The organism is Planomonospora parontospora, from assembly GCA_014647935.1.
In the GTDB taxonomy this organism is placed as follows: domain Bacteria; phylum Actinomycetota; class Actinomycetes; order Streptosporangiales; family Streptosporangiaceae; genus Planomonospora; species Planomonospora parontospora.
This window is the reverse complement of record BMQD01000035.1, coordinates 15622-34852: the sequence shown is the minus strand read 5'-3', so window position 1 is coordinate 34852 and position 19231 is coordinate 15622. Positions and strand designations below refer to the sequence as shown.

Below are 19231 nucleotides of genomic sequence, written 5' to 3'. Positions count from 1 at the left end.
CACAGTAGATTTACACCGTCCGAGACCGGCGGTGCGTCACGCGCCCGAGGCCCCGATCGCCGCGCCGGCCCCCGCACCCGGAGAGCCCCAGCGGCGGCCGAGCCGGTCGGTGCCGGGCCGGGAGGCCCGCGCGGGGACCTGCTGGTCGGCGGAGGCCTTCCGGCGCTCCCGGGAGGCGGCGGCGATGGCCTGCAGGCGGGCCCGCAGCGGCCCGATCAGCTCCGCGGGCGGGTCCACGCGCCGGGCCTCCAGCCGGGCCCGCTCCTCGGCCCGGGCGGCCTGTTCGGCCCGGCGCCTGCGGTCGGCCCTGGCGATGACCTGGGACGGCAGCGGGGCGGCGAGCCTGCCGGTCTCCTTGTCGAACCAGGTCGAGACCCGGTGGCGGACCCAGCCGACGAGGTTGCGCGGCGGGTCGGTGTTGGGCCACGGCCGCCCGTCCGGCCGGTGGTTGATCACGTACTTGGCGTCGGCGAGGGTCGCCCCGGCGGCGAAGAGGGGACGCAGCAGCGACCGCAGGTACTTCGCCGACACGCCGCGCAGCGTCTGGTCCTCGTAGCGCAGCCGCTCGCAGGCCTCGAGTCTGTCCGATTTCTTCCCCGGCGTGACGGTGTTCGGCCAGAGCCGCTCGGGTTTCGTGGTCGGAGGGCTTGCGCTCGGCCAGCGCGGCCGTGTATCACGCGCGTCGCGCGCACGTAGGGGTTTACTTTCTCGCGGTGAAAAAGCTGAAACCCGGGGGGTGCAAATTTCGCGCGCAGCCAGCGTTTCCACAGGCCAGGGGGCCTCTTTCCACTCCTCCTGGGACATGGCGGGGAAGGGCTCGCGGATCATGGGCTGGGGCTCGGGCTCGCGGATCAGCTCCTCCACCTGCTCGTCGTCGAGCCCGAGGGTCCGCAGTGCGTCGATGGGGATGGTGAGGAGGTACTCGGCGGCGAGGTTGCCGAGGCCGTCGTCGAGCAGGCCCCGGAAGGTGCCGGACCGGTAGCGGGGGGTCGATCCCTCGGTGATCTGCAGCAGGTAGCCGCGCTCCTTGGCCCAGGCGAGCCGCCCGGCGAAGGTGCGGCGGCGGACGCCGGCGTCGTCGGCCATGACGCTCCAGGTGCCGCCGCGCTTGGGCGAGGTGATCATGTGTCCGTCGATGCGGCGGGCGACGGCCCGCATCACGGCGTTCGTGTTGCGCCACCAGTCCGTGCGGCGCGAGGCCTCCTCGGGGTCGGCCGCGACGGCGGCGAGCCAGAGCTCGACGGAGGGCGCGACGATCAGGTCGCCGCCGGCGATGTTCAGCATGCGGCGGACACGCCGGGAGGTGTTTTTGCCAATGGGGGACATAGAAAAGCGAAACCGTATATTCTGGGGGACGGGTCGAGATCGGGACACGCGGAGACGGCAGTTTCCGGGCGTCACTGGCCGACCCGGGGACTCATCGTCTATGGTGGTCTCCAGGTGTAAAGACCCAGACGACATACAGAATCGAGCTCGGAACGCAGGGGCGCGATCCAGAACCGTCTACGGCGGTCCGGGGCCGGTGCCGGTGCGAAACGATTTCGAACCTGGTCATCTGGTGTGTGTATTGGGGAAGTCCCTCGCGTACGGTTTCTGAGGCCTGGTAGCGCGGGGGCTTCCGCATTTATGGGCCGCTGTCGATCAGCGGTCGTAGATTAACCCTTCGGGATCTCCCTCCGTGTGAAAACGGTAAAGTTCACGCCGCTGCGTGCTGCCGTCCCTCGATGAGTGGGAGCGGCTCCTGAGCCACCGGTCGCGGGGGCGGGGCCAGAACGTAGTCATGCTCACGTGCGAGCACCGTGACGATGTACTCGTTCACAGAACATCCGCGCTGCTGGGCGGAGGCTTTGATGTCTCCGAGCAGGTCTACGGGCACCCGCAAGGGGTGCTGCTTCACAGGTCCCCACTTCGGATCAGGTCCGCGTTTGCTTCCACTCATGACTGCAGTTATATCGAATTGGCGAATCTCCGATCGAGCAGTTCCCCCGGCGCGTCGCGAAAAAGATTCGACGTTCTCCGGTCAGGGCCCGGGGTGCTCGCATTAAAGGCGAATCCCATACCTTTTCGCGGTTTTATCCATACGTCCCGTTATGCGCTTCCCGGTCCGGAGGGTGCGCCAGAGTGCGGGCGGACGCGTACCCTGGCGCCGGCCGTTCCCGCCCACCGCCCTCCGGCGTCGGCGGAACGCCGCCGCCTTCTCCGCGCGCGCCGGAGGGGGCCGCGGCGGATCCGGGGAAATCGCGGCCGCCGGATGGGAGAAAGGCGAGCATCGGCCGTTCCCGGACGGATCTGAGGGCTTCTCGAGGGCGGCAACCGTTCTGCACCTCAAGCGCACTTTGTGTGCTACATCCGGACGGCTTACTGGAGGGAGTCGACCGGACGACGGTCGCAACGGCCTGAAAACCCGAGCACCGCCCTCCGGCCGAGGGATGACCTGCACCCTGACGAAGGATCTTCTCTTCCCATGACTGCCACCACCGCCCGCACCCGCACCCTCACCGCCGCCCTCGGCCTGGCCCTGGCCGCCGGGACCGCCCTGACCACCGGTACGGCCCACGCCGACACCGCGCCGCAGGCCCCGGCCCCCGCGCAGGCCCCGCTGCAGGCCCCGGCGCAGGCCGCGGCCCCGGCTCCGGCGCAGTCCCAGGCCGTCAAGCCGCGGGTGACGGCGGACGCCCTGCTGAAGGTCGCCCGGACGCAGGTCGGCGTGGAGGAGAACTCCGACGGCGGCGGCACCAAGTTCCACAAGTGGTACATGAAGTCCCAGCGGGCGCAGGAGACCGTCGAGCGCGACGGCGGCAGCGTCAAGGCCTACTCCGACGCCCCCTGGTGCGCGATGTTCGTCTCCTGGGTCGGCGAGCAGACCGGCATGCGGACCACCGTCGGCTGGGACGCCTATACCGTCACCTACGCCGAGTGGTTCGAGGCCAACGGCAAGTTGGGCAAGAAGGCCGCCCCGGGCGCGGTCGTCTTCTTCGACTGGGAGCAGGGCGACGACCTGTCCGGCATCGACCACGTCGGCCTGGTCAAGAAGGACAACGGCGACGGCACCATCTCCACCATCGAGGGCAACACCGGCAACGGCAAGGTCGAGGAGCGCGTCCGGCCCAAGTCCCAGGTCGCCGGCTACGGCTACCCGCAGTACGCGTCCTGACGCGGTGCCGCCGCCGCGGAACCGGGCGGCGAGGCGGAACGCGGGGCTTCCCGGGACGGGGATCCGCGCGGTGCGCGCAAGGGGGAGGGGACACGGCACACGCCGTGTCCCCTCCCCCTTTTCACGCGCCGCCGGTGCTCACATCGCGGAGGCCGGCACGAAGGTGTAGCCGAGCTTCCTGATGCCGTCGACGGTCTCCAGCAGCCACTTGGTGCCGAGGTAGGGGTGGTAGAAGAAGCTGGCCACGCCGTCGCGGACGGCGAGGTTGGCCCGGGCGGCCTTGACCAGGTCGGCCGGGAGGACCACCGGGTGGTTGTTGAAGGACTCCGGCTCGATGTTGCCGACGTTCTCCGGGATCACCTTGGAGCCGTAGACGTCGGTGACGGTGTAGGGGAAGAACTGCCCGGCCATGTGGTCGTACTGCGGCGCCGTGCCCGAGAGCGTGCCGGCGAAGTAGAGGCTGCGCTCGTAGCGGGCCTTGAACCCGGCCCGGCGGACGGCCTCGTAGTCCACGGCGGACCCGGCGTAGTGCGGGAACTCGAAGTACTGCGGCACCGGGAGCCGGGCGGCGCGGAACTCCGCCTTCATCTTCTCGATCCGGTCCGCCGCCCAGGCGGGGGAGTCCTCGGCCACGGGGCCGTCGTAGCGGACGTAGTTCTGCTCGTCGACGTGCGCGGTGTAGAACTCGAAGTCGTCGCCGCTGGTGCCGTTGTAGGGGTTGGGCGCGTCGGTGTACTGGTGGGTGTAGCCGTGGGCGATCATCGTGCCGCCGTTGGCGAGCATGTACTTGATCGCCGCGACCACCAGGGGGCGCTGCCGGAGCGCGACGGTCTTGCCCGGCTCCTTGTAGACGGTGTAGACGCCGAAGGAGTAGGGGATCTTCCGGCGCTTCAGCTCGACGGCGATCTTCATCAGCTCGGCCGGCTCGGCGTTGGGGCCGATGTCCTCCAGGCGGAGCAGGGCCCGGTGGCGCTCCTTGGTCTGCGGGGCGAGCGCGTCGAACAGCAGGTCGGAGAAGACCAGGTAGCGGTCGGAGGCGGTGGTGTAGGCGAAGGGGATCTCACCGATGTAGGTCAGCTCGCCCGAGCGGACCGCCCACGGGATCCGCGTGCCGTCCTCGCGCACCGCGGCGGCCAGGACCTCGGCCTTGGTCTCGTCGACCGAGGCGTAGTCCATGATGCCGGAGGCGTTGCGGCCGTCGCGCGACAGGTCCCTGCCCTTGTAGACGACGCCCTCGACGGTGCCGAAGTCGAACTGCGACCACATCCAGCCGTAGTCGGCGGCGAAGGTGGGGATGGAGGCGGTGAGCTGCCAGATGTTGTTGTTCATCCAGATCACCGGGCGGTCGGCGTCGCGCACGTCGGCCAGGAACGCCTCCGGCAGCGGCTCGTCGTAGGTGGAGCCGACGTAGACCACCGCGGTGTAGGCGTCCATGGCGCCGGCGGTGTACGCCGAGACGGGCAGCGCGGCGAACGTGCCGAAGTGGCCGGTCAGGTTGGCGGTCTGGGCGGCGTACAGCTCGCCCAGCCAGCCCCACTGGCCGGTCGTGTCGTACAGCACGAGCGTGGAGCGGCCGGTGCCGGCCAGGCCGCCGGTGAAGGCCTTGGCCCTGGCGGACGCGCCCGCGGACGCGGCGGACGCGGACGCGGTCGGCGTCGCGAGGCCGGTGGTGAGCAGCAGCACGGCGGAGAGCAGGGCCGCCAGCGCGGGCAGGACGGCCCTGCGCCGGAGGGAGGAAGCGGGCATACGGGAAGACCCCCACAACGAAGCGAGATCGACGCCGCCGGGGCGTCGCATGACAGGGTGTGGGTTCGGTCTCGCCATTGGCTCCCCGGAACGGCTAGGCGGCCGAATTCCTACGTGCGCCGTCAAGCGCCGTTGAGGCCGTCCCGGATCATCGCTTACCCCGTGAACTACCGCGGCATATGCCCCTACCTGCGGGTTCTCGTTCAGAGTAACTTTCGGTCACCAGTGCGGCAAATCGATCACCGCGTTCTCCACCGAGAGTGACACGGGCGGCACGGCGGTCGCGGACCGCCCGCCGTGCCGCCCGGTGCCCGGTCCCCCGTCCGGCCTACATGGCGCTCGCGGGCACGAACGTGTAGCCCAGGCTCTTGATGCCGTCGATGATCTCGCCGAGCCGCCCGGTGCCGAGGTAGGGGTGGTAGAAGAAGCTGGCCACCCCGTCGCGGACGACGAGGTTGGCCCGGGCGGCCTCGACCAGGTCTGCCGGGAGCACCGACGGGTGGTTGTTGTAGCCGGTGGGGATGAGGTTGCCGAGGTTCTCCGGGATCACCTTGGAGCCGTAGACGTCGGTGACGGTGTAGGGGAAGAACTGCCCGGCCGAGTGGTCGTACCGTACGGCGGTGCCCGACAGCGTGCCGGCGAAGTACATGCCGCGCTCGTAGCGGGCGGCGAAGCGCGAGCGCACCGCCCGGTAGTCCTCGGCCGACCCGGCGTAGTGCGGGAACTCGAAGATCGTCGGCACCGGCAGGCCGGAGGCGCGGAACTCCGCCGCCGCGGCGTCCAGGCGGCCCTGCGCCCATTCGAAGGAGTCGCCGGCGACGGGGCCGTCGTAGACCACGTAGTCCTTCTCGTCGACGTGGGTGGCGTAGAACTCGAAGTCGTCGCCGCTGGCGCCGTTGTAGGGGTTGGCCTTGGTGCCGTACTGGTGGGTGTAGCCGTGCATGATCATCGTGCCGCCGTTGGCGAGCATGTACTTGATCGCCGCGACGACCTCGGGCCGGTCCCGCAGCCGGATCTCGACGTCCTTCTCCGGCTCCCGGTGCAGGGTGTAGACGCCGAAGGAGTAGGGGACGCGGCGCTTCTTCAGCTCGGCGGCGACCGCCATGAGGCCGGCCGGGTCGGCGGCGGGGCCGATGTCCTCCAGGCGGAGCAGGGCCCGGTGGCGCTCGGCGGTCTCCGGGGCGAGCGCGTCGAACAGCAGGTCGGCGAAGGCCAGGTAGCGGCCGGCCGTCACGGTGTAGGCGAAGGGCATCTCGCCGACGTAGGTCAGGTTGCCCGAGCGCACCGCCCAGGGCAGGCGGGTCCCGTCGGTGCGCACGGCGGTGGCCAGGACCTTCGCCTTGGTCTCGTCGAGCGTGGCGTAGGCCATCACGCTGGCGGTGTCGGCGGTGTCGCGGGCGAGGGTGCGGCCCTTGTAGACGACCTTGTCGATGGCACCCTGGTCGAACGAGGACGGCGCCCAGCCGTGGTCGGCGGCGAAGGTGGGGCTGGAGGCGGCCAGCTGCCAGATGTTGTTGTTCAGCCAGATCACCGGGCGCACGGCGGCGCGCACGTCGGCCAGGAACGCCTCCGGCAGCGGCTCGTCGTAGGTGGAGCCGACGTAGACCACCGCGGTGTAGGAGTCCATCGCGCCGGCGGTGTAGGACGTCACCGGCAGGGCGGTGAACGTGCCGAAGTGGCCGGTCAGGTTGGCGGCCTGGGCGGCGTACAGCTCGCCGGTCGGCGCCCACCGGCCGGTCGTGTCGTACAGCACGAGCGTGGAGCGGCCGGTGCCGGCCAGGCCGCCGGTGAAGCCGCCCGCCCGGGCGGTGGCCGCGGACTGCGGAGCCGAGCCGGCGGCCAGGAGCAGCCCGGCGGTCAGCGCCGTCAGCACGGTCAGGGCCAGCGCGCGGAGGCGGGAACGGGAGCGGGGCGATGCGGTCATGTCAGTCCCGGGACGAGGCGGCGGTCGGGTGTGCGGTCCGGCGGCCGGATGCGGCGGCACGGGCCGGGGACGGGTGCGGAGGCGGTCCGCGTCAGGTGCGGTCTGCGCCGGGTGCGGTCCGCGTCAGGTGCGGGCGGTCTTGAGCCAGGTCTGGCGGCCGGAGAGGGCGCGCCCCACCGCCCACCAGCCGGCCGCGAACCACTGGTAGCCGTAGAGCACGAACGCGTGCCCCAGCAGCAGGGAGCGCAGCAGGCCCAGCTCCCGGTCGCGGCGCCAGTACACGTAGCCGTAGATCAGGCCGACGCCGAAGGAGAGCGCGTACCAGGCGGCGAACACGGCGGGCGAGACCACGCTCTGCCCGGCCTGCAGCGAGGCCAGCGCCAGGGCCGCGCCGGAGGCGAGGAACGCCAGCGGCAGCAGCGAGGTCAGCAGCAGGAACCACGGGCTGAGCAGGTGGTAGACCAGGTCCGGCGCGGCGGCGAACGGCGCGCGGCGGATGACCAGCGGCAGCAGCCTGCCGGCCTGCAGGTGGCCCTGGAACCAGCGCGAGCGCTGCCGTACCAGCCGCTTGGGCGACAGGACCGCCTGCTGGTGCACGGCGGTGGTGTGGCAGAACCGGTTCTGCCAGCCGGCGGCGAGCATGCGCACGCCGAGGTCGAGGTCCTCGGTCAGGCAGTCGCTCCACGGGTCGGCGCCCAGCCGGGTGAGCGCGCTCAGCCGCATGAACTGGCCGTTGCCGCCGAGGCCGACGCTGCCCAGGTGGCGGCGGCCGTTCTGGAAGACGTCGGTGTAGACGACGAACTCCATGTCCTGCAGCCGGGCCAGCAGGCCGGTGTGCCGGTTGTACATCCGCACGCCGACCTGGACCGCGCCGGTGCCGGGGTCGGCGAAGTACGGCGTGACCTCCTCCAGGGCGTCGGTGTCCAGGCGCCCGTCGGCGTCGAGCACGCACACGACCACCCGGTCGGGGTCGCGCCCGGTCAGCAGCCCGGAGTCCAGCAGGTGGGCCAGGCCCGCGTTGAGGGCCGCGCCCTTGCCGCGGCGGGCGTCCGGCAGGGTGCGCTGCAGCAGCCAGATCCGGCCGTCCTCGGCCGCGGCGTCGCGGACGATGTCGGCGGTGGCGTCGGAGGAGGCGTCGTCGACGACCAGTACCGCGAGGTCGCCGGGCAGGCCGCGCAGCCGCTGCAGGCTGGCGGCGAGCACTTTCTCCTCGTCCAGGCAGGCCATCAGGAAGACGTAGAACGGCGCGGGCTCGGCCGGTCGGGCGGGGCGGCGCACGCCCCGCGACAGCACGAACATCACGCAGGTGTAGCCGAGCCCGAGCACGATGACCGCCGAGCTCAGCCAGAGCAGGGGGCTCATCGCAGCAGCTCCGCCACCTGGTTCCGGCCCTCGGCGCCGGCGGCGGTATGACGGGCGCGGCGGTCGGCCCGCGGCAGGGCGCGCCGGCGGCGGGCGGCGTCGACGCCGCGCAGCACGGCGCCGGCGGCCAGCAGGACGGCCATGGCCAGCAGGAAGAGGCCGAAGCCCGCGCCGGTGATCATCAGCAGGGTGCGGGCCACGTCCGCGGCGGGGGACAGGGCGGCGTCGGCGGAGGAACCGGAGTGCAGGGGCGGGAGGGCGACGGAGCCGGCCACGCTCATTCCGGCGCCGGTGAGCGCGAGGGCGCTGTTGGCGTACATCTCAGGCACCCCCGGCGATCGCCCGGAGGGCGGAGGCGGAGAGCGGAGCGCACGGCGGAGGCGCGGAGCAGGCGGGCATGGCAAGGACTCCCACGACGAAGAAGAACCCGGACGCCTTCGATGGAAGGACGTCAGATGACGGCTGGGTTCGGTCTCGCCATTGGCTCCCCGGAACGGCTAGGCGGCCGAATTCCTACGTGCGCCGTCAAGCGCCGTTGAGGCCGTCCCGGATCATCGCGTACCCGCTGAATGCCGCAGGCATATGCCCCTGCCTGCGGCCTCCCGGTCACACTAACTGTCCGTCACGAAAATGGCAAACCGGGCGTCAAATATATTACGTAGCGTGATACTCACACACGGTAACAAAATAGGATCTTCTTCTCTTATAGGGACACCGCACTCGCGTTTCCCTCAGCTCCGGGAGCCGGCGGCCGCTCCCCCGGAGGGCGGGCCGGGTCCCGTGCGGTGGCGGCCTGCGTGATCCCGTCCGGCGGTCCTGCGGCCAGGGCCTCCCGCCTCGGCCGTCCGCCCACCGGGGGAGCGGCGGAAGCCCTCCGAACGGACGTTCGGAGGGCTTCATCGTGCGGTCAGAGGCGGCCGATGCCGCTCTCAGGCGGCGAGGCGGTGGGTGCCGGCGGCGGAGCCCTTGGCCTTGAGGGTCATCACGAAGGCCAGCACCTTGGCGATCGCGCCGTACATCTCGGCCGGGATCTCCTGGCCGATGTCGCAGCTCTTGTGCAGCGCGCGGGCCAGCGGGACGTCCTGGACCATCGGGATGCGGTTCTCGGCGGCGATCTCGCGGATCTTCGCCGCGATGGTGCCGGAGCCCTTGGCGACCACCCGGGGGGCGCCCTTGGCCGGGTCGTAGCGCAGCGCCACCGCGACGTGGGTGGGGTTGACCAGGACCACGTCGGCCGTGGGGACGTCGGCCATCATGCGGTTGCGGGCCATCGCCTGCTGGCGGGCGCGGATCTGCCCCTTGACGTGGGGGTCGCCCTCGGAGCGCTTGTACTCCTCCTTGACCTCCTGCTTGGTCATCCTCAGCTGCTTGCCGATGCGGCGGCGCGCCATCGCGTAGTCGGCGGCGGCCAGCGCCAGGCCGGTGGCGCCCGCGAAACGCATCAGCGACAGGATCGCGTCGCCGGCGCTGGACAGCAGCACGCCCAGGGGCAGGGAGCCGGAGGCCAGCAGGATCGGGATCAGGTCGCGGATCGCCATGTAGGCGATGCCGGTCAGCGTGGCGGTCTTCATCAGCGCCTTGGCGCTCTCCCACAGCGCCTGCCCGCCGAACATCCGCTTCAGGCCCTGCAGCGGGTTGAGCTTCTTGAACTGCGGCTTGAACAGCTTGGTGGCCGGCTTCAGGCCGCCCTGGGCCGCGGCGGCGGCCAGGGTGATGACCACGGTGGCGGCCGCGATCGGCGCGACGGCCAGCATGGCGTCGCCCAGGCCGGAGATGAGGATCTGCAGCACCAGCGCCGGGTCGGGGTTCTCGATGACCTCGCCCACCCGGAGCATGATGCCCTCGGCCGCCTCGACCGAGTCCTCCAGCACCATCGGCATGAGCACGCCCGCCGCCAGCATCGACGCCCATGCGGCGAAGTCCGGCGTCCGGGCGATCTGCCCTTCCTTCTGCGCGTCCTGCTTCTTCTTCGCTGTGGGCTGCTCGGTCTTCTCTCCGCCGCCTCCGCCGCTCATCCGTTCGCCAGTCCCGTCATCATGCGCACCGCGCGGTCGGTCAGCCCGTCGATCACGCCGGGCAGCACCGAGATGGCGATGCCGGCCAGGGCCAGGGTCAGGAAGATCTTCACCGGGAATCCGAGGGAGAAGGCGTTCAGGGCCGGGGCGGCCTTGCTGAGCAGGCCGAGCGCGAGGTCGGCGATGAACAGCACCGCGATGATCGGGCCGGCGATCTGCAGGGCGGAGACGAACAGCTCGGCCAGGCCGCCGGTGATCAGCTCGCTGAGGGTGTCCAGCGACAGGGCGCCGTCCAGCGGGAGCAGCCGGTAGGTCTGGGTGAAGCCCAGCAGCACGAACTGGTAGCCGCCGCTGACCAGCAGCAGCGTGGTGCAGAGCAGGCCGTAGAACTTGCCGAACACCGAGTTGGACGACATCGACATCGGGTCGAAGGCGGTGGCCAGGGAGAAGCCGCCGAAGATGTCCAGGAGGTCTCCGGCGGCCTGGACCGCGGCGAAGACCATGGCGGTCAGGAAGCCGAGGGCGACGCCGACCACGGCCTGCTCGGCGGCGACGACCAGCATGGCGGCGGGGGAGACGTCGGAGATCTGGGCGGCCAGCTTGGGGGCCAGCGGCAGCGCGATCGCGACGGCGAGCAGCGCCTTGACCTGGCCGGGGATCGCCTTGTTGTTGAACGGCGGGCTGATCAGCAGCCAGGCGGCCGACCGGACCGAGGCGAGCAGCAGCGCGACCAGCGTGGTCTCCGACAGCATCCCCTCCACCGGCTCAGCCGCCGTGGATGAGCTGCGGGACCTGGTCGAACAGCTGCGTGGTGAACGCCACCATCTCGTGCAGCATCCAGTTGCCGCTGAAGATGAGGGCCACGCACACCCCGGCCGCCTTGGGCACGAAGGAGAGGGTGACCTCCTGGATCTGGGTCACCGACTGGAAGAGCGAGATGACGAAACCGATGAGCAGCGCGGTCACCAGGATCGGGGCGCCCAGCTTGGTGGCGAGCGTCATGGCCTGGGTGCCGATGTGCAGCACCTGGGTGTCGGTCACGGTCGTGGAGGTCCTTACCTGGAAGCCGGGCTACTGGTAACTGCCGACCAGGGACGTCACGATGAGTCCCCAGCCGTTGACGAGCACGAAGAGCAGGAGCTTGAAGGGCATCGCCACCGTGACCGGCGGGAGCATCATCATGCCCATCGACATGAGAGCGGCCGAGATGACCAGATCGATGATGAGGAACGGCACGTAGATGACGAACCCGATGATGAACGCGGCCCGCAGCTCCGACAGGACGAACGCCGGGATGAGCGTGGTCATCGGCACCGCGTCGGCGTTGGCCGGCTTCGGCTGGTCGGCGATCTTGGTGAAGAGCGCCAGGTCGTCCTTGCGGGTGTGCTTGGTCAGGAACTCCCGCACCGCCGGGGTGCCGGCCTCGACGGCCTGCGAGACGCTCTTCTCGCCCTTGAGGTAGGGCTGGATCGCCTTGTCGTTCACGTCCGAGGCGACCGGGCCCATGATGAACAGGCTGATGAAGATCGCCAGACCGGCCAGCACCTGGTTCGGCGGGACGTTGGCCAGGCCCAGCGCGTTGCGGGTGATGCTGAGCACCACGAAGATCTTGGTGAAGCTGGTGCAGAGCAGCAGGATCGCCGGCGCCACGGACAGCACCGTCAGGCCCAGCATGAGGACGATCGACTGGCTGGGCTTGCCGCCCACGCCGTTGAGGTCGATCGTCACCGAGTCCTTGCCGGGGCCGGTCGGGCCCTTGGGGCCGGGCGAGGCCAGCGGGGCGAGCGCGGCGGGCCGGGCGGCGGAGGCCGTACCGGTGGAGGCGGCGGCCGCGGTGACGGCGGTGCCCGCGGTGGCGGTGGCGGTCGCGGTGGCGGTCCGTACCGGCTGGATGGCCGCGGACGCCGCCGGCGCGCCGAGCACGAGCGTGCCTGCCACGGCCAGGCCGGTCAGGGCCAGGCTGAGGATGCGCTTCATCAGTTGCGAGCCGTCCGTTCGCGCAGGAGTTCCAGGGCGGTCTTCCAGGTCCGGGGCGAGAGCGCCGATCCGGCCAGGGCGCCGGTGCGGGCCGGCTCGGTTGCGGGGAGGGCTCCGGAGGCGGCGCCCTTCGCGCCGGGCCGCAACGCGGCCAGCGAGCGGGGCAGCGCGCCGAGCCCTGCGAGGGGGCCCTCGGAAGGACCCTGCCCGGCCGTTCCCGCATCAGCCGGAGAGGAGTCGGCTGACGGGAGAACGGCCGGCAGGGAGACGGGGATGCGCTGCTCGGACTGCTCCGCGTAGCGCTCCACGGCCTCCAGGTCCGCCTCGGCCAGGAGGGTCACCTGGCCGTCGGTGACGCCGAGCACCAGGGCTCGGTCGGTCACCCGGACGACCGCGACGGAGGAGTTGCGGCTCAGCTGCTGGCGGGCGACCACGGTGAGCAGTCCCCCGCTCCGCCCGGCCAGCGGCTTGCGGGCCACCTTCGACAGCCCCCACACCAGGAGCAGGACGACCAGGAGCGAGAACGTGATTCTCAGAACGGTCTCGAACATTGCGGGGTGCTGCTCCTACGTCGGGACGGTCTGCGGCGGCGGGCGGCGGCTGCGGCTACTGCCGCTCTCCGCCGGGGGAGAGGATCTCGGTGACGCGGATGCCGAAGTTCTCGTCGATCACGACGACCTCGCCGCGCGCGACCAGGCGGCCGTTGACCAGCAGGTCCACGGGGCTGCCCGCGGCGCGGTCCAGCTCGACCACGGCGCCGGGCGCGAGCGAGAGCAGTTCCCGGACGGTCATCCGGGTGCGGCCGAGCTCGGCGGTGACGCTCATCTCGACGTCGTGCAGCAGGTCGAACCGGGCCTTGGCGTTGCCCGTGGAGCGGGCGGCCGCCGGGGCCGGCCACGGGACCGCCACCAGCGCGAGCACGGCCCGCACGGCGCCGTCCTCCAGCAGCGGCACGAAGACCGGCTCGCCGCGGTTGGCGAGTGCGCCCAGGCCGACCCCGGGCTCGGTGGCCAGCGCCGGCTCCAGGACGACGGGGCCCAGCTTGCGGGCCGCCGCCTCCAGGGCGGGCTGCACGGCCTTGGCCAGGTCGAGCTCGCCGAGCGGGCTCTGGCGCAGGGCGTCGACCAGGTCCTGGCCGACGACGACCGCGACCTCGCCCTGCGTGGCGCCGGAGAAGCGGGCGCACACGGCCTGGCCGGCGGGCAGGTCCTGCGGCACGGTGAAGACGGGGGTGCCGACTTCCAGGGCGCCGCCGGTGGGCAGCAGGGCCAGCGCGGCCTCGGCCGCGGCCATGCCGAGCTCCACGCGGGGGGCGACGGTGATCGTGGTGGTCATCAGTGGGCTTCCGTTTCGTTCTGCGGCGTGGGCACGACGAGGCAGGCCAGGCGCGGGCCCTGGCTACCGGGCACTGCGTGGGCGAAGGTGATGTCCGCGGCCGTCACCGACAGCGGCGCCGTCACGGGGTGGCCGAGCGGCACGACGTCGCCCGGCTCCAGGCCGATGATCTGCTCGGGGCGGAGCCGTACGGCCTCGAAGCGGACCGCCACGTCGATCGGCGTGGTGCCGAGCGCGGCGGCCATGTTGCGGTGCGCCTCCTCGCGGGCGGCGCGCTGGCCCGAGCTGAGCGTGACGTCGTTGTCGTTGCCCTGGAGCTTGGGGAAGATCGAGGCGAACGGCATGCAGATCGTCCCCAGGCACTCCTCGGTGCCCACCCGCATGTCGAAGGAGGCCACGATGACCGCGTCGGCGGGGGCGCAGGCCTGCACGAACTGCGGGTTGTAGTCGATGACGCCCAGCTTGGGGTGGATCTCGGTGATCGACTCGAACGCGTAGTGCATCTCCTCCAGGACCCGGGTGAGCAGGTCGCGCAGGAGGGGCGTCTCCATGTCGGTCAGCGGGCGCTCCGCCTGGGCGCCGCCGGGGCCGCCGAGCAGGTGGTCGATGCTGGCCATCGCGGTGCCCAGCGAGAACTCCATGATGGCGGTGCCGGGCAGCGGCTCCAGGTCGACGGTGGCGACGATGGTCGGGTTGCCCAGCGCCGAGATGTACTCGTCGTAGGTGAGCTGCTGGATGGAGACCAGCGAGACCTGGGAGACGACGCGCAGGCTCGTGGTGAGCAGGGTCGTGTACTGGCGGGCGAACGTCTCGTAGGCGATCTGGAGCGTGCGGACGTGCTCGCGGGAGAGCTTGATGGGACGCCGGAAGTCATAGGGCTGCGGATCGGAGGTCTTCGCCCGGCGGGACATCCGTCCGAGCAAGCGGGGCGTCGAGGCCGAAGGCTGCGTCTGACTCACGAGATCACACATCGGCCGTTATCCATCCGATATGAGGAAATGCCGGAAATCGGGTTCACCTCGTGCGGAGGGTCCCGTTCCCGCGGCGGGGGCCGTGTGCGTGCGCACCCCCGCCCACCTGCGTCTTCAGCGTTCCTTCGGCGGTCCTTCGGTCGTCCTTCGATGTTCCTCGGTGGTCCTTCTGCGGTCCTCCGGTCGCCCTCCGGCGGTTCCGCCGCGGGCCGTACGGCGCCGCATGCCTGCCGCAGTGCCTGCCGCAGTGCCTGCCGCAGTGCCTGCCGCGTGCCCGCCGCGTGCCCTGCGGCGGCGCGGTACCGGCGGCGGGCCGTACGGCGGCGCGGCCTACTGCATGACGAACTCGGTGAAGTAGATGCCCATGATCTCGCCCTCGTAGGACTTCTCGATCTTCTCCAGCAGCTCCTGCTTGGCCAGGTTGCGCGCCTTGTCCGAGGAGAGCTCGTCGACCGCCTTGTTGCTGAACTGGTCGATGGCCAGGTCCAGGGCCTTGCTGCCGTCGGGGGCCTCGGCGACCTCGGCGGTCGCCTGCAGGGCCAGCTTCAGCTTCAGGAAGTGCCCGTCGGCGAGGTTGATCGTGATCGCGTCGAGGGCGGCCACGGCGCCGGGCTCCGGCGCGGGCTCCTTCTCCTCCCCGCCTCCGGCGAACAGCAGGAAGTAGGCCGCCGCCGCGGCGGCGAGGAGCAGCACGACCCCGCCGCCGATGAAGAGCATCTTCTTGGACTTCTTGCCGCCCTCCTTCGCCTCCTCGGCGTCCGGCGCGGCCTTGAGCTTCGCGGTGGCCATGGTGTTCGTCTCCCGGGTGTGGTTCGGTCAGCTCGTGCTGGACTGGCCCGCCGCCGACGGCAGCAGGGCCTTGGTCGCGGCGTCGAGGTCGGACAGGACGACCACCTCGACCCGGCGGTTCAGCGACACCGACCGGGGGTCGGTGTCGGGGTACAGGGGCCGCTGGTCGGCGTAGCCGGAGGCGTTCAGCCGCTTGGCCGGGATGCCCCTGGACACCAGCCGGCGCACCACCGTGGAGGCGCGCGCGGTCGACAGCTCCCAGTTCGACGGGTACGGGCCCGACGAGACCGGCAGCCAGTTGGTGTGCCCGTCGACCTCGACGGAGTTCTTCTCGGCGCGCAGCGCCGGCGCGACCGAGTCGATGATCTTCCGGCCGTCCCGCAGCAGCTCGGCGCTGTTGTTGCCGAACACGACCGAGCTGGTGACCACGGTCACCACCAGGCCGCGCTCGTCGATGCGGAACTGCACGCTGTCGGCGGCGTTCTGCTTGCGCAGCGCCTCCTGGATCTTCTTCTTGATCCGCTCGAACTTCTCGACCTCCGCCGACGCGTTCTTCGCGCGGGCCGAGGCCCGGGCGCGGTCGAGCGCGGCCAGGGCGTCGCGGGCCTTCTTCTCGGCCTCCCCGTCGGCGCCCTTGCCCAGCACGGACGAGAACTCCATCGGAGCCGACTGCCCGCCGCCGGCGTCACCGGTCACCGCACTGCCCGGCGCGGTGAAGGTCACCGCGGGCTGGCCGAAGGCCATCGACAGGCTCGACTTGAGCGCGTTGAACTTGTTCTGGTCGACCTGGCTCATCGCGAACAGCACGATGAACAGCGCCATCAGCACGGTGAGCATGTCGCCGTAGGTGACCAGCCAGCGCTCGTCGGCGTGGGCCTCCTCCTCATGGCCTCCGCCGTGTTTCTTGCGGCGGTGGGGCTTGGTGCTCATCAGGCGGCCTTCGCCTTCTCGGCGGTGTTCTCCCCCGGGGGCAGCAGGCTCTTGAGCTTCTGGGAGACCAGGCGCGGGTTGGTGCCGGCCTGGATGTTGGCGATGCCCTCGATGGTGAGCTCCATCTGCGCGGCCTCGAGCTCGCTGATGCGCTTGAGCCGGTTGCCGATGGGCAGCCAGAGCACGTTGGCGCTGGCCACGCCCCACAGGGTCGCGACGAACGCGGCACCGATCATGTGGCCGAGCTTCGAGGGCTCGCTCAGGTTCTCCAGCACGTGCACGAGGCTGACCACGGTGCCGATGATGCCGATCGTGGGGGCGTAGCCGCCCATGTCGGTGAAGATCTTCACGCCGGCCTTGTCGGCCCGGCGCTTGGCGTCGACCTCGGCCTCCAGGATCTCCCGGAGCTCCTCGGGGTCGGTGCCGTCGATGGCCAGCTCCAGGCCGCGGCGCAGGAACGGGTCCTCGACCTCCTTGACCGCGTCCTCCAGCGCCAGCAGGCCCTCGCGGCGGGCGCGCTCGGAGAGCTTGACGATCGAGTCGACCAGGTCGGTGCCGGGCGTGGGCTTGGCGGTGAGGGCGCGCTTGATCTGCCCGACGATGCCGGTGGCGTCGCTCAGCACGCCGCCCGCCATCGCCACGCCGAAGGTGCCGCCGAAGACCAGGATCATCGGGGCCAGCAGCATGATCGACATCGGGTTGGAGCCCTCGAGGATCATCATCACGAAGATGGAGACCACCGCGATGCCGATGCCGGCCAGGGTTGCCGGATCCATGGTCAGCGCTCCTGTCGGTGAAGGCGGACGACCCGCTGCTGGTCGGCGTCGGCGGAGCCCGAGCCCGTGGCCGGGAGGCGGTGCGTGCCGGAGGAGACGAGGATCTCGGCGTCGGCGATCAGCTCCGCGCGGTAGCGGCGCACCAGCCCGAGGAACTCGCTGAGGGACTCGGCGATGATGTACTTGGTCCCGTCCACGAGGGTGATCACCGTGTCGGGGGTCTGGTCCGCCCGTTCGATCAGGTCGGGGTTCAGTGCGAACTCCGGGCCGTTGAGGCGCGTAAGAAGGATCACCGAGGTCCGTCCTTGAGGTCGTCAGGGGTCGACGGGCCGTGGCCGGGCCGCGTTACCTCTTCCATCGGCCGCCCGCCGCGCCGCCTGAGAAAACCGGCGGGACCAAGGTCCTCGCTTTCGAGCAGCGCGAGCATTCCTCGCCGCGGCTGACCGGCCCGACATCGTGGACGTCACCTCGTCATCGACATACGATGATTCCTATGAGGATTTCCAAGACGTACACCGTGGACGAAGCTATCGCGGCCGCCGTGGAAACCGAAGCGAAACAGAACGGCACCAGCGCCAGCGAAGTCGTGAACACCCTGCTACAGCGCGGGCTGCGCGCACGACGCTTCGCCCGCATCGCAGCCCGTCACAACCAGCATCTCGACCCCTCGTACCTTGACACCGCACTGGCCGAACGAGAGCAGGCCCGTACGGCATGACCGGCCCTGTTCCCAGGTTCGGCGACATCTGGACGATCAAGCACAGCCTGGTCCTTCCGCCGGAGCCTCGTCTGATCGTCTCCGCCGACGACTTCAATGAAGATTTCCACGTCGTCCTCACGGCTCGGATCAAAGACGTGGACCTGCCGGAGGACGACCTCACCGAGCCGATTCGCGGATACGGAGCCGCGCTGCTGTACATGGTCGAGTGGCTGCCGCGCACCTCGCTGCACGAGTTGGTGGCCGCCGTCCCCGCCGACCGTCACGATCTTCTCGGGCAGCGCGTACGCCTGCCCTTCGGTCCTTGACCGATCACGGTGCTCCCGAGGACGGTGCCGACATGGCTGTGAAGCTCTCGATCACCCTGCCCGGTGACCTGTACGAAGAGATCAGGATGCTGGCCGGGCAGCAGGGCACGACCGTCTCCGGCTGGTTCGCCGAACTCGCCCGGCAATACCTCGACGACGACCGCCGCTCCCGCGCCGTACTGGCGGAGAGGATCAGGCATGACCGGGTCGCCGACCCCGAAGGCCACGCCGAGATGGCTGCCGATCTGCGGAAGCGGATGCGTGACGCCCAGGAGGCCGCCCGGCGCAGAGCCGCCGGGGCCGCGTGAACGCCGAAGGTCCCGGGGCGCGGCCGTGGCCGGGTCCCGGGACCTTCGCGGTGGGCCCGCCCCGAGGGCGGGGAGCGCTTAGCGCTTGAGGTTGACCAGGTCGTTCAGCAGCTCGTCGGAGGTGCTGATGACCTTGGTGTTGGCCTGGAAACCGCGCTGGGCGATGATCAGGTTGGTGAACTCCTGGCCGAGGTCGACGTTGGACATCTCCAGCGCGCCGGTCTGCAGGGCGCCCATGCCGCCGGTGCCCGCGGTGCCGATGGTGGCGTCGCCGGAGTTGACGGTGGCGCGGTAGGTCGAGCCGCCGGCCTTCTCCAGGCCGCCCGGGTTCACGAAGTTCGCCATGGAGACCTGGGCGAACGTGCGCTTGGTGCCGTCGGCGAGCACGCCGACGAGCGAGCCGTCGGGGGAGATGGTGAAGGACTCCACGTCACCGGGGAGCATGATCGGCTCCGGCGCCCCGGTGGGGGGCACCGGCACGTTGCCGGTCGCGGCGTTCCAGCCGAGCACGAAGTTGCCGTCGGTGGTCACCATGGCGCCGTTGGCGTCGAAGTTGAACGCGCCCGAGCGGGTGTAGAGCTGCTCGGTGCCCTTCTGCACGGCGAAGAAGCCGTCGCCCTGGACCATCAGGTCGAGGTTGCGCCCGGTGGTCTGCGCGGCGCCCTGGCCGAAGTTGGTCTGCACGCCGGCCAGGCGCACGCCCAGGCCGACCTGGGCCGGGTTGGTGCCGCCCGCGCCGGGGGTGCCGGTCTGCGGCGCGCCCGCGGCCTGCATCATCTGGCTGAGGGTGTCCTGGAAGACGGTCTGGGAGCCCTTGAAGCCGGTGGTGTTGACGTTGGCGATGTTGTTGCCGGTGACGTCCATCATCGTCTGGTGGACGCGCAGACCGCTGATGCCGGAGTACAGGGAACGGAGCAT

The 19231-nt window shown here is 70.9% G+C and carries 21 protein-coding genes; 4 read left to right on the top strand and 17 right to left on the bottom strand.

What is annotated here, in order from left to right:
- Positions 1–36: 36 nt before the first annotated feature.
- On the bottom strand, positions 37–1284 hold the full coding sequence (locus IEZ07_RS31995) for a hypothetical protein (RefSeq protein WP_191898226.1): 1248 nt from the start codon (positions 1282–1284) through the stop codon (positions 37–39).
- Positions 1285–2464: 1180 nt separating this feature from the next.
- Between IEZ07_RS31995 and IEZ07_RS31990 the strand changes: the two genes are divergently transcribed.
- Positions 2465–3154 (top strand): CHAP domain-containing protein, encoded by a 690-nt coding sequence (locus tag IEZ07_RS31990; protein ID WP_191898225.1) that lies wholly within the window; start codon positions 2465–2467, stop codon positions 3152–3154.
- Between the two features lie 138 nt (positions 3155–3292).
- On the opposite strand, the gene IEZ07_RS31985 is transcribed toward IEZ07_RS31990, so the two are convergent.
- From IEZ07_RS31985 to IEZ07_RS31915, 15 genes are all read right to left on the bottom strand, one after another.
- A complete protein-coding gene (locus tag IEZ07_RS31985; protein WP_191898224.1) occupies positions 3293–4900 on the bottom strand; it encodes a DUF2334 domain-containing protein in 1608 nt (535 codons plus the stop codon).
- A 328-nt stretch (positions 4901–5228) separates the two neighbouring features.
- Positions 5229–6824 carry a DUF2334 domain-containing protein gene (locus IEZ07_RS31980; protein WP_191898223.1) on the bottom strand — a complete coding sequence of 532 codons (1596 nt, stop codon included), beginning with the start codon at positions 6822–6824 and terminating at the stop codon, positions 5229–5231.
- Between the two features lie 123 nt (positions 6825–6947).
- Entirely contained in the window at positions 6948–8186 is a 1239-nt protein-coding gene (locus tag IEZ07_RS31975) for a glycosyltransferase family 2 protein (RefSeq protein ID WP_191898222.1), read from the bottom strand.
- Positions 8183–8506, bottom strand: coding sequence for a hypothetical protein (locus tag IEZ07_RS31970; protein WP_191898221.1), 324 nt, complete (start codon positions 8504–8506; stop codon positions 8183–8185). The genes IEZ07_RS31975 and IEZ07_RS31970 overlap by 4 nt, the downstream gene beginning before the upstream one ends.
- Positions 8507–9115: 609 nt before the next feature.
- Positions 9116–10201, bottom strand: coding sequence for an EscU/YscU/HrcU family type III secretion system export apparatus switch protein (locus tag IEZ07_RS31965; RefSeq protein ID WP_191898220.1), 1086 nt, complete (start codon positions 10199–10201; stop codon positions 9116–9118).
- Complete coding sequence (locus IEZ07_RS31960) at positions 10198–10953, bottom strand: flagellar biosynthetic protein FliR (RefSeq protein ID WP_191898219.1); 756 nt, start codon at positions 10951–10953, stop codon at positions 10198–10200. Before IEZ07_RS31960 ends, IEZ07_RS31965 begins: the two co-directional genes overlap by 4 nt.
- A gap of 13 nt (positions 10954–10966) precedes the next feature.
- The gene (gene fliQ / locus IEZ07_RS31955; RefSeq protein ID WP_068904043.1) at positions 10967–11242 is read right to left on the bottom strand and encodes a flagellar biosynthesis protein FliQ; all 276 of its coding nucleotides are present in this window, start codon (positions 11240–11242) and stop codon (positions 10967–10969) included.
- 30 nt (positions 11243–11272) lie between these two features.
- Positions 11273–12178 (bottom strand): flagellar type III secretion system pore protein FliP, encoded by a 906-nt coding sequence (gene fliP / locus IEZ07_RS31950; protein WP_191898218.1) that lies wholly within the window; start codon positions 12176–12178, stop codon positions 11273–11275.
- Positions 12178–12729: a flagellar biosynthetic protein FliO gene (gene fliO, locus IEZ07_RS31945; protein ID WP_191898217.1), complete on the bottom strand. Its 552-nt coding sequence runs from the start codon at positions 12727–12729 to the stop codon at positions 12178–12180. The genes fliP and fliO overlap by 1 nt, the downstream gene beginning before the upstream one ends.
- A gap of 55 nt (positions 12730–12784) precedes the next feature.
- On the bottom strand, positions 12785–13513 hold the full coding sequence (gene fliN, locus IEZ07_RS31940) for a flagellar motor switch protein FliN (protein ID WP_191898216.1): 729 nt from the start codon (positions 13511–13513) through the stop codon (positions 12785–12787).
- The gene (locus IEZ07_RS31935) at positions 13513–14424 is read right to left on the bottom strand and encodes a flagellar motor switch protein FliM (RefSeq protein ID WP_191898215.1); all 912 of its coding nucleotides are present in this window, start codon (positions 14422–14424) and stop codon (positions 13513–13515) included. The genes fliN and IEZ07_RS31935 overlap by 1 nt, the downstream gene beginning before the upstream one ends.
- Positions 14425–14814: 390 nt before the next feature.
- Entirely contained in the window at positions 14815–15273 is a 459-nt protein-coding gene (locus IEZ07_RS31930; RefSeq protein WP_191898214.1) for a flagellar basal body-associated FliL family protein, read from the bottom strand.
- 27 nt (positions 15274–15300) lie between these two features.
- Positions 15301–16203, bottom strand: a complete 903-nt coding sequence (locus IEZ07_RS31925) for an OmpA/MotB family protein (protein ID WP_191898213.1) — start codon at positions 16201–16203, stop codon at positions 15301–15303.
- On the bottom strand, positions 16203–16979 hold the full coding sequence (locus IEZ07_RS31920) for a motility protein A (RefSeq protein ID WP_068904030.1): 777 nt from the start codon (positions 16977–16979) through the stop codon (positions 16203–16205). The genes IEZ07_RS31925 and IEZ07_RS31920 overlap by 1 nt, the downstream gene beginning before the upstream one ends.
- 2 nt (positions 16980–16981) lie before the next feature.
- A complete protein-coding gene (locus tag IEZ07_RS31915) occupies positions 16982–17272 on the bottom strand; it encodes a flagellar FlbD family protein (RefSeq protein WP_068904029.1) in 291 nt (96 codons plus the stop codon).
- Positions 17273–17472: 200 nt separating this feature from the next.
- Between IEZ07_RS31915 and IEZ07_RS31910 the strand changes: the two genes are divergently transcribed.
- Genes IEZ07_RS31910 through IEZ07_RS31900 form a run of 3 tightly spaced genes read left to right on the top strand, consistent with a single transcriptional unit; the run spans position 17473 to position 18313 of the window.
- Positions 17473–17697 carry a hypothetical protein gene (locus IEZ07_RS31910; RefSeq protein WP_191898212.1) on the top strand — a complete coding sequence of 75 codons (225 nt, stop codon included), beginning with the start codon at positions 17473–17475 and terminating at the stop codon, positions 17695–17697.
- Positions 17694–18005 (top strand): hypothetical protein, encoded by a 312-nt coding sequence (locus tag IEZ07_RS31905; RefSeq protein WP_068904026.1) that lies wholly within the window; start codon positions 17694–17696, stop codon positions 18003–18005. Before IEZ07_RS31910 ends, IEZ07_RS31905 begins: the two co-directional genes overlap by 4 nt.
- Positions 18006–18037: 32 nt before the next feature.
- Positions 18038–18313 (top strand): ribbon-helix-helix domain-containing protein, encoded by a 276-nt coding sequence (locus tag IEZ07_RS31900; RefSeq protein ID WP_191898211.1) that lies wholly within the window; start codon positions 18038–18040, stop codon positions 18311–18313.
- 78 nt (positions 18314–18391) lie between these two features.
- Here IEZ07_RS31900 and flgF read toward each other — a convergent pair whose 3' ends face one another.
- Entirely contained in the window at positions 18392–19231 is an 840-nt protein-coding gene (flgF, locus tag IEZ07_RS31895) for a flagellar basal-body rod protein FlgF (RefSeq protein ID WP_191898210.1), read from the bottom strand.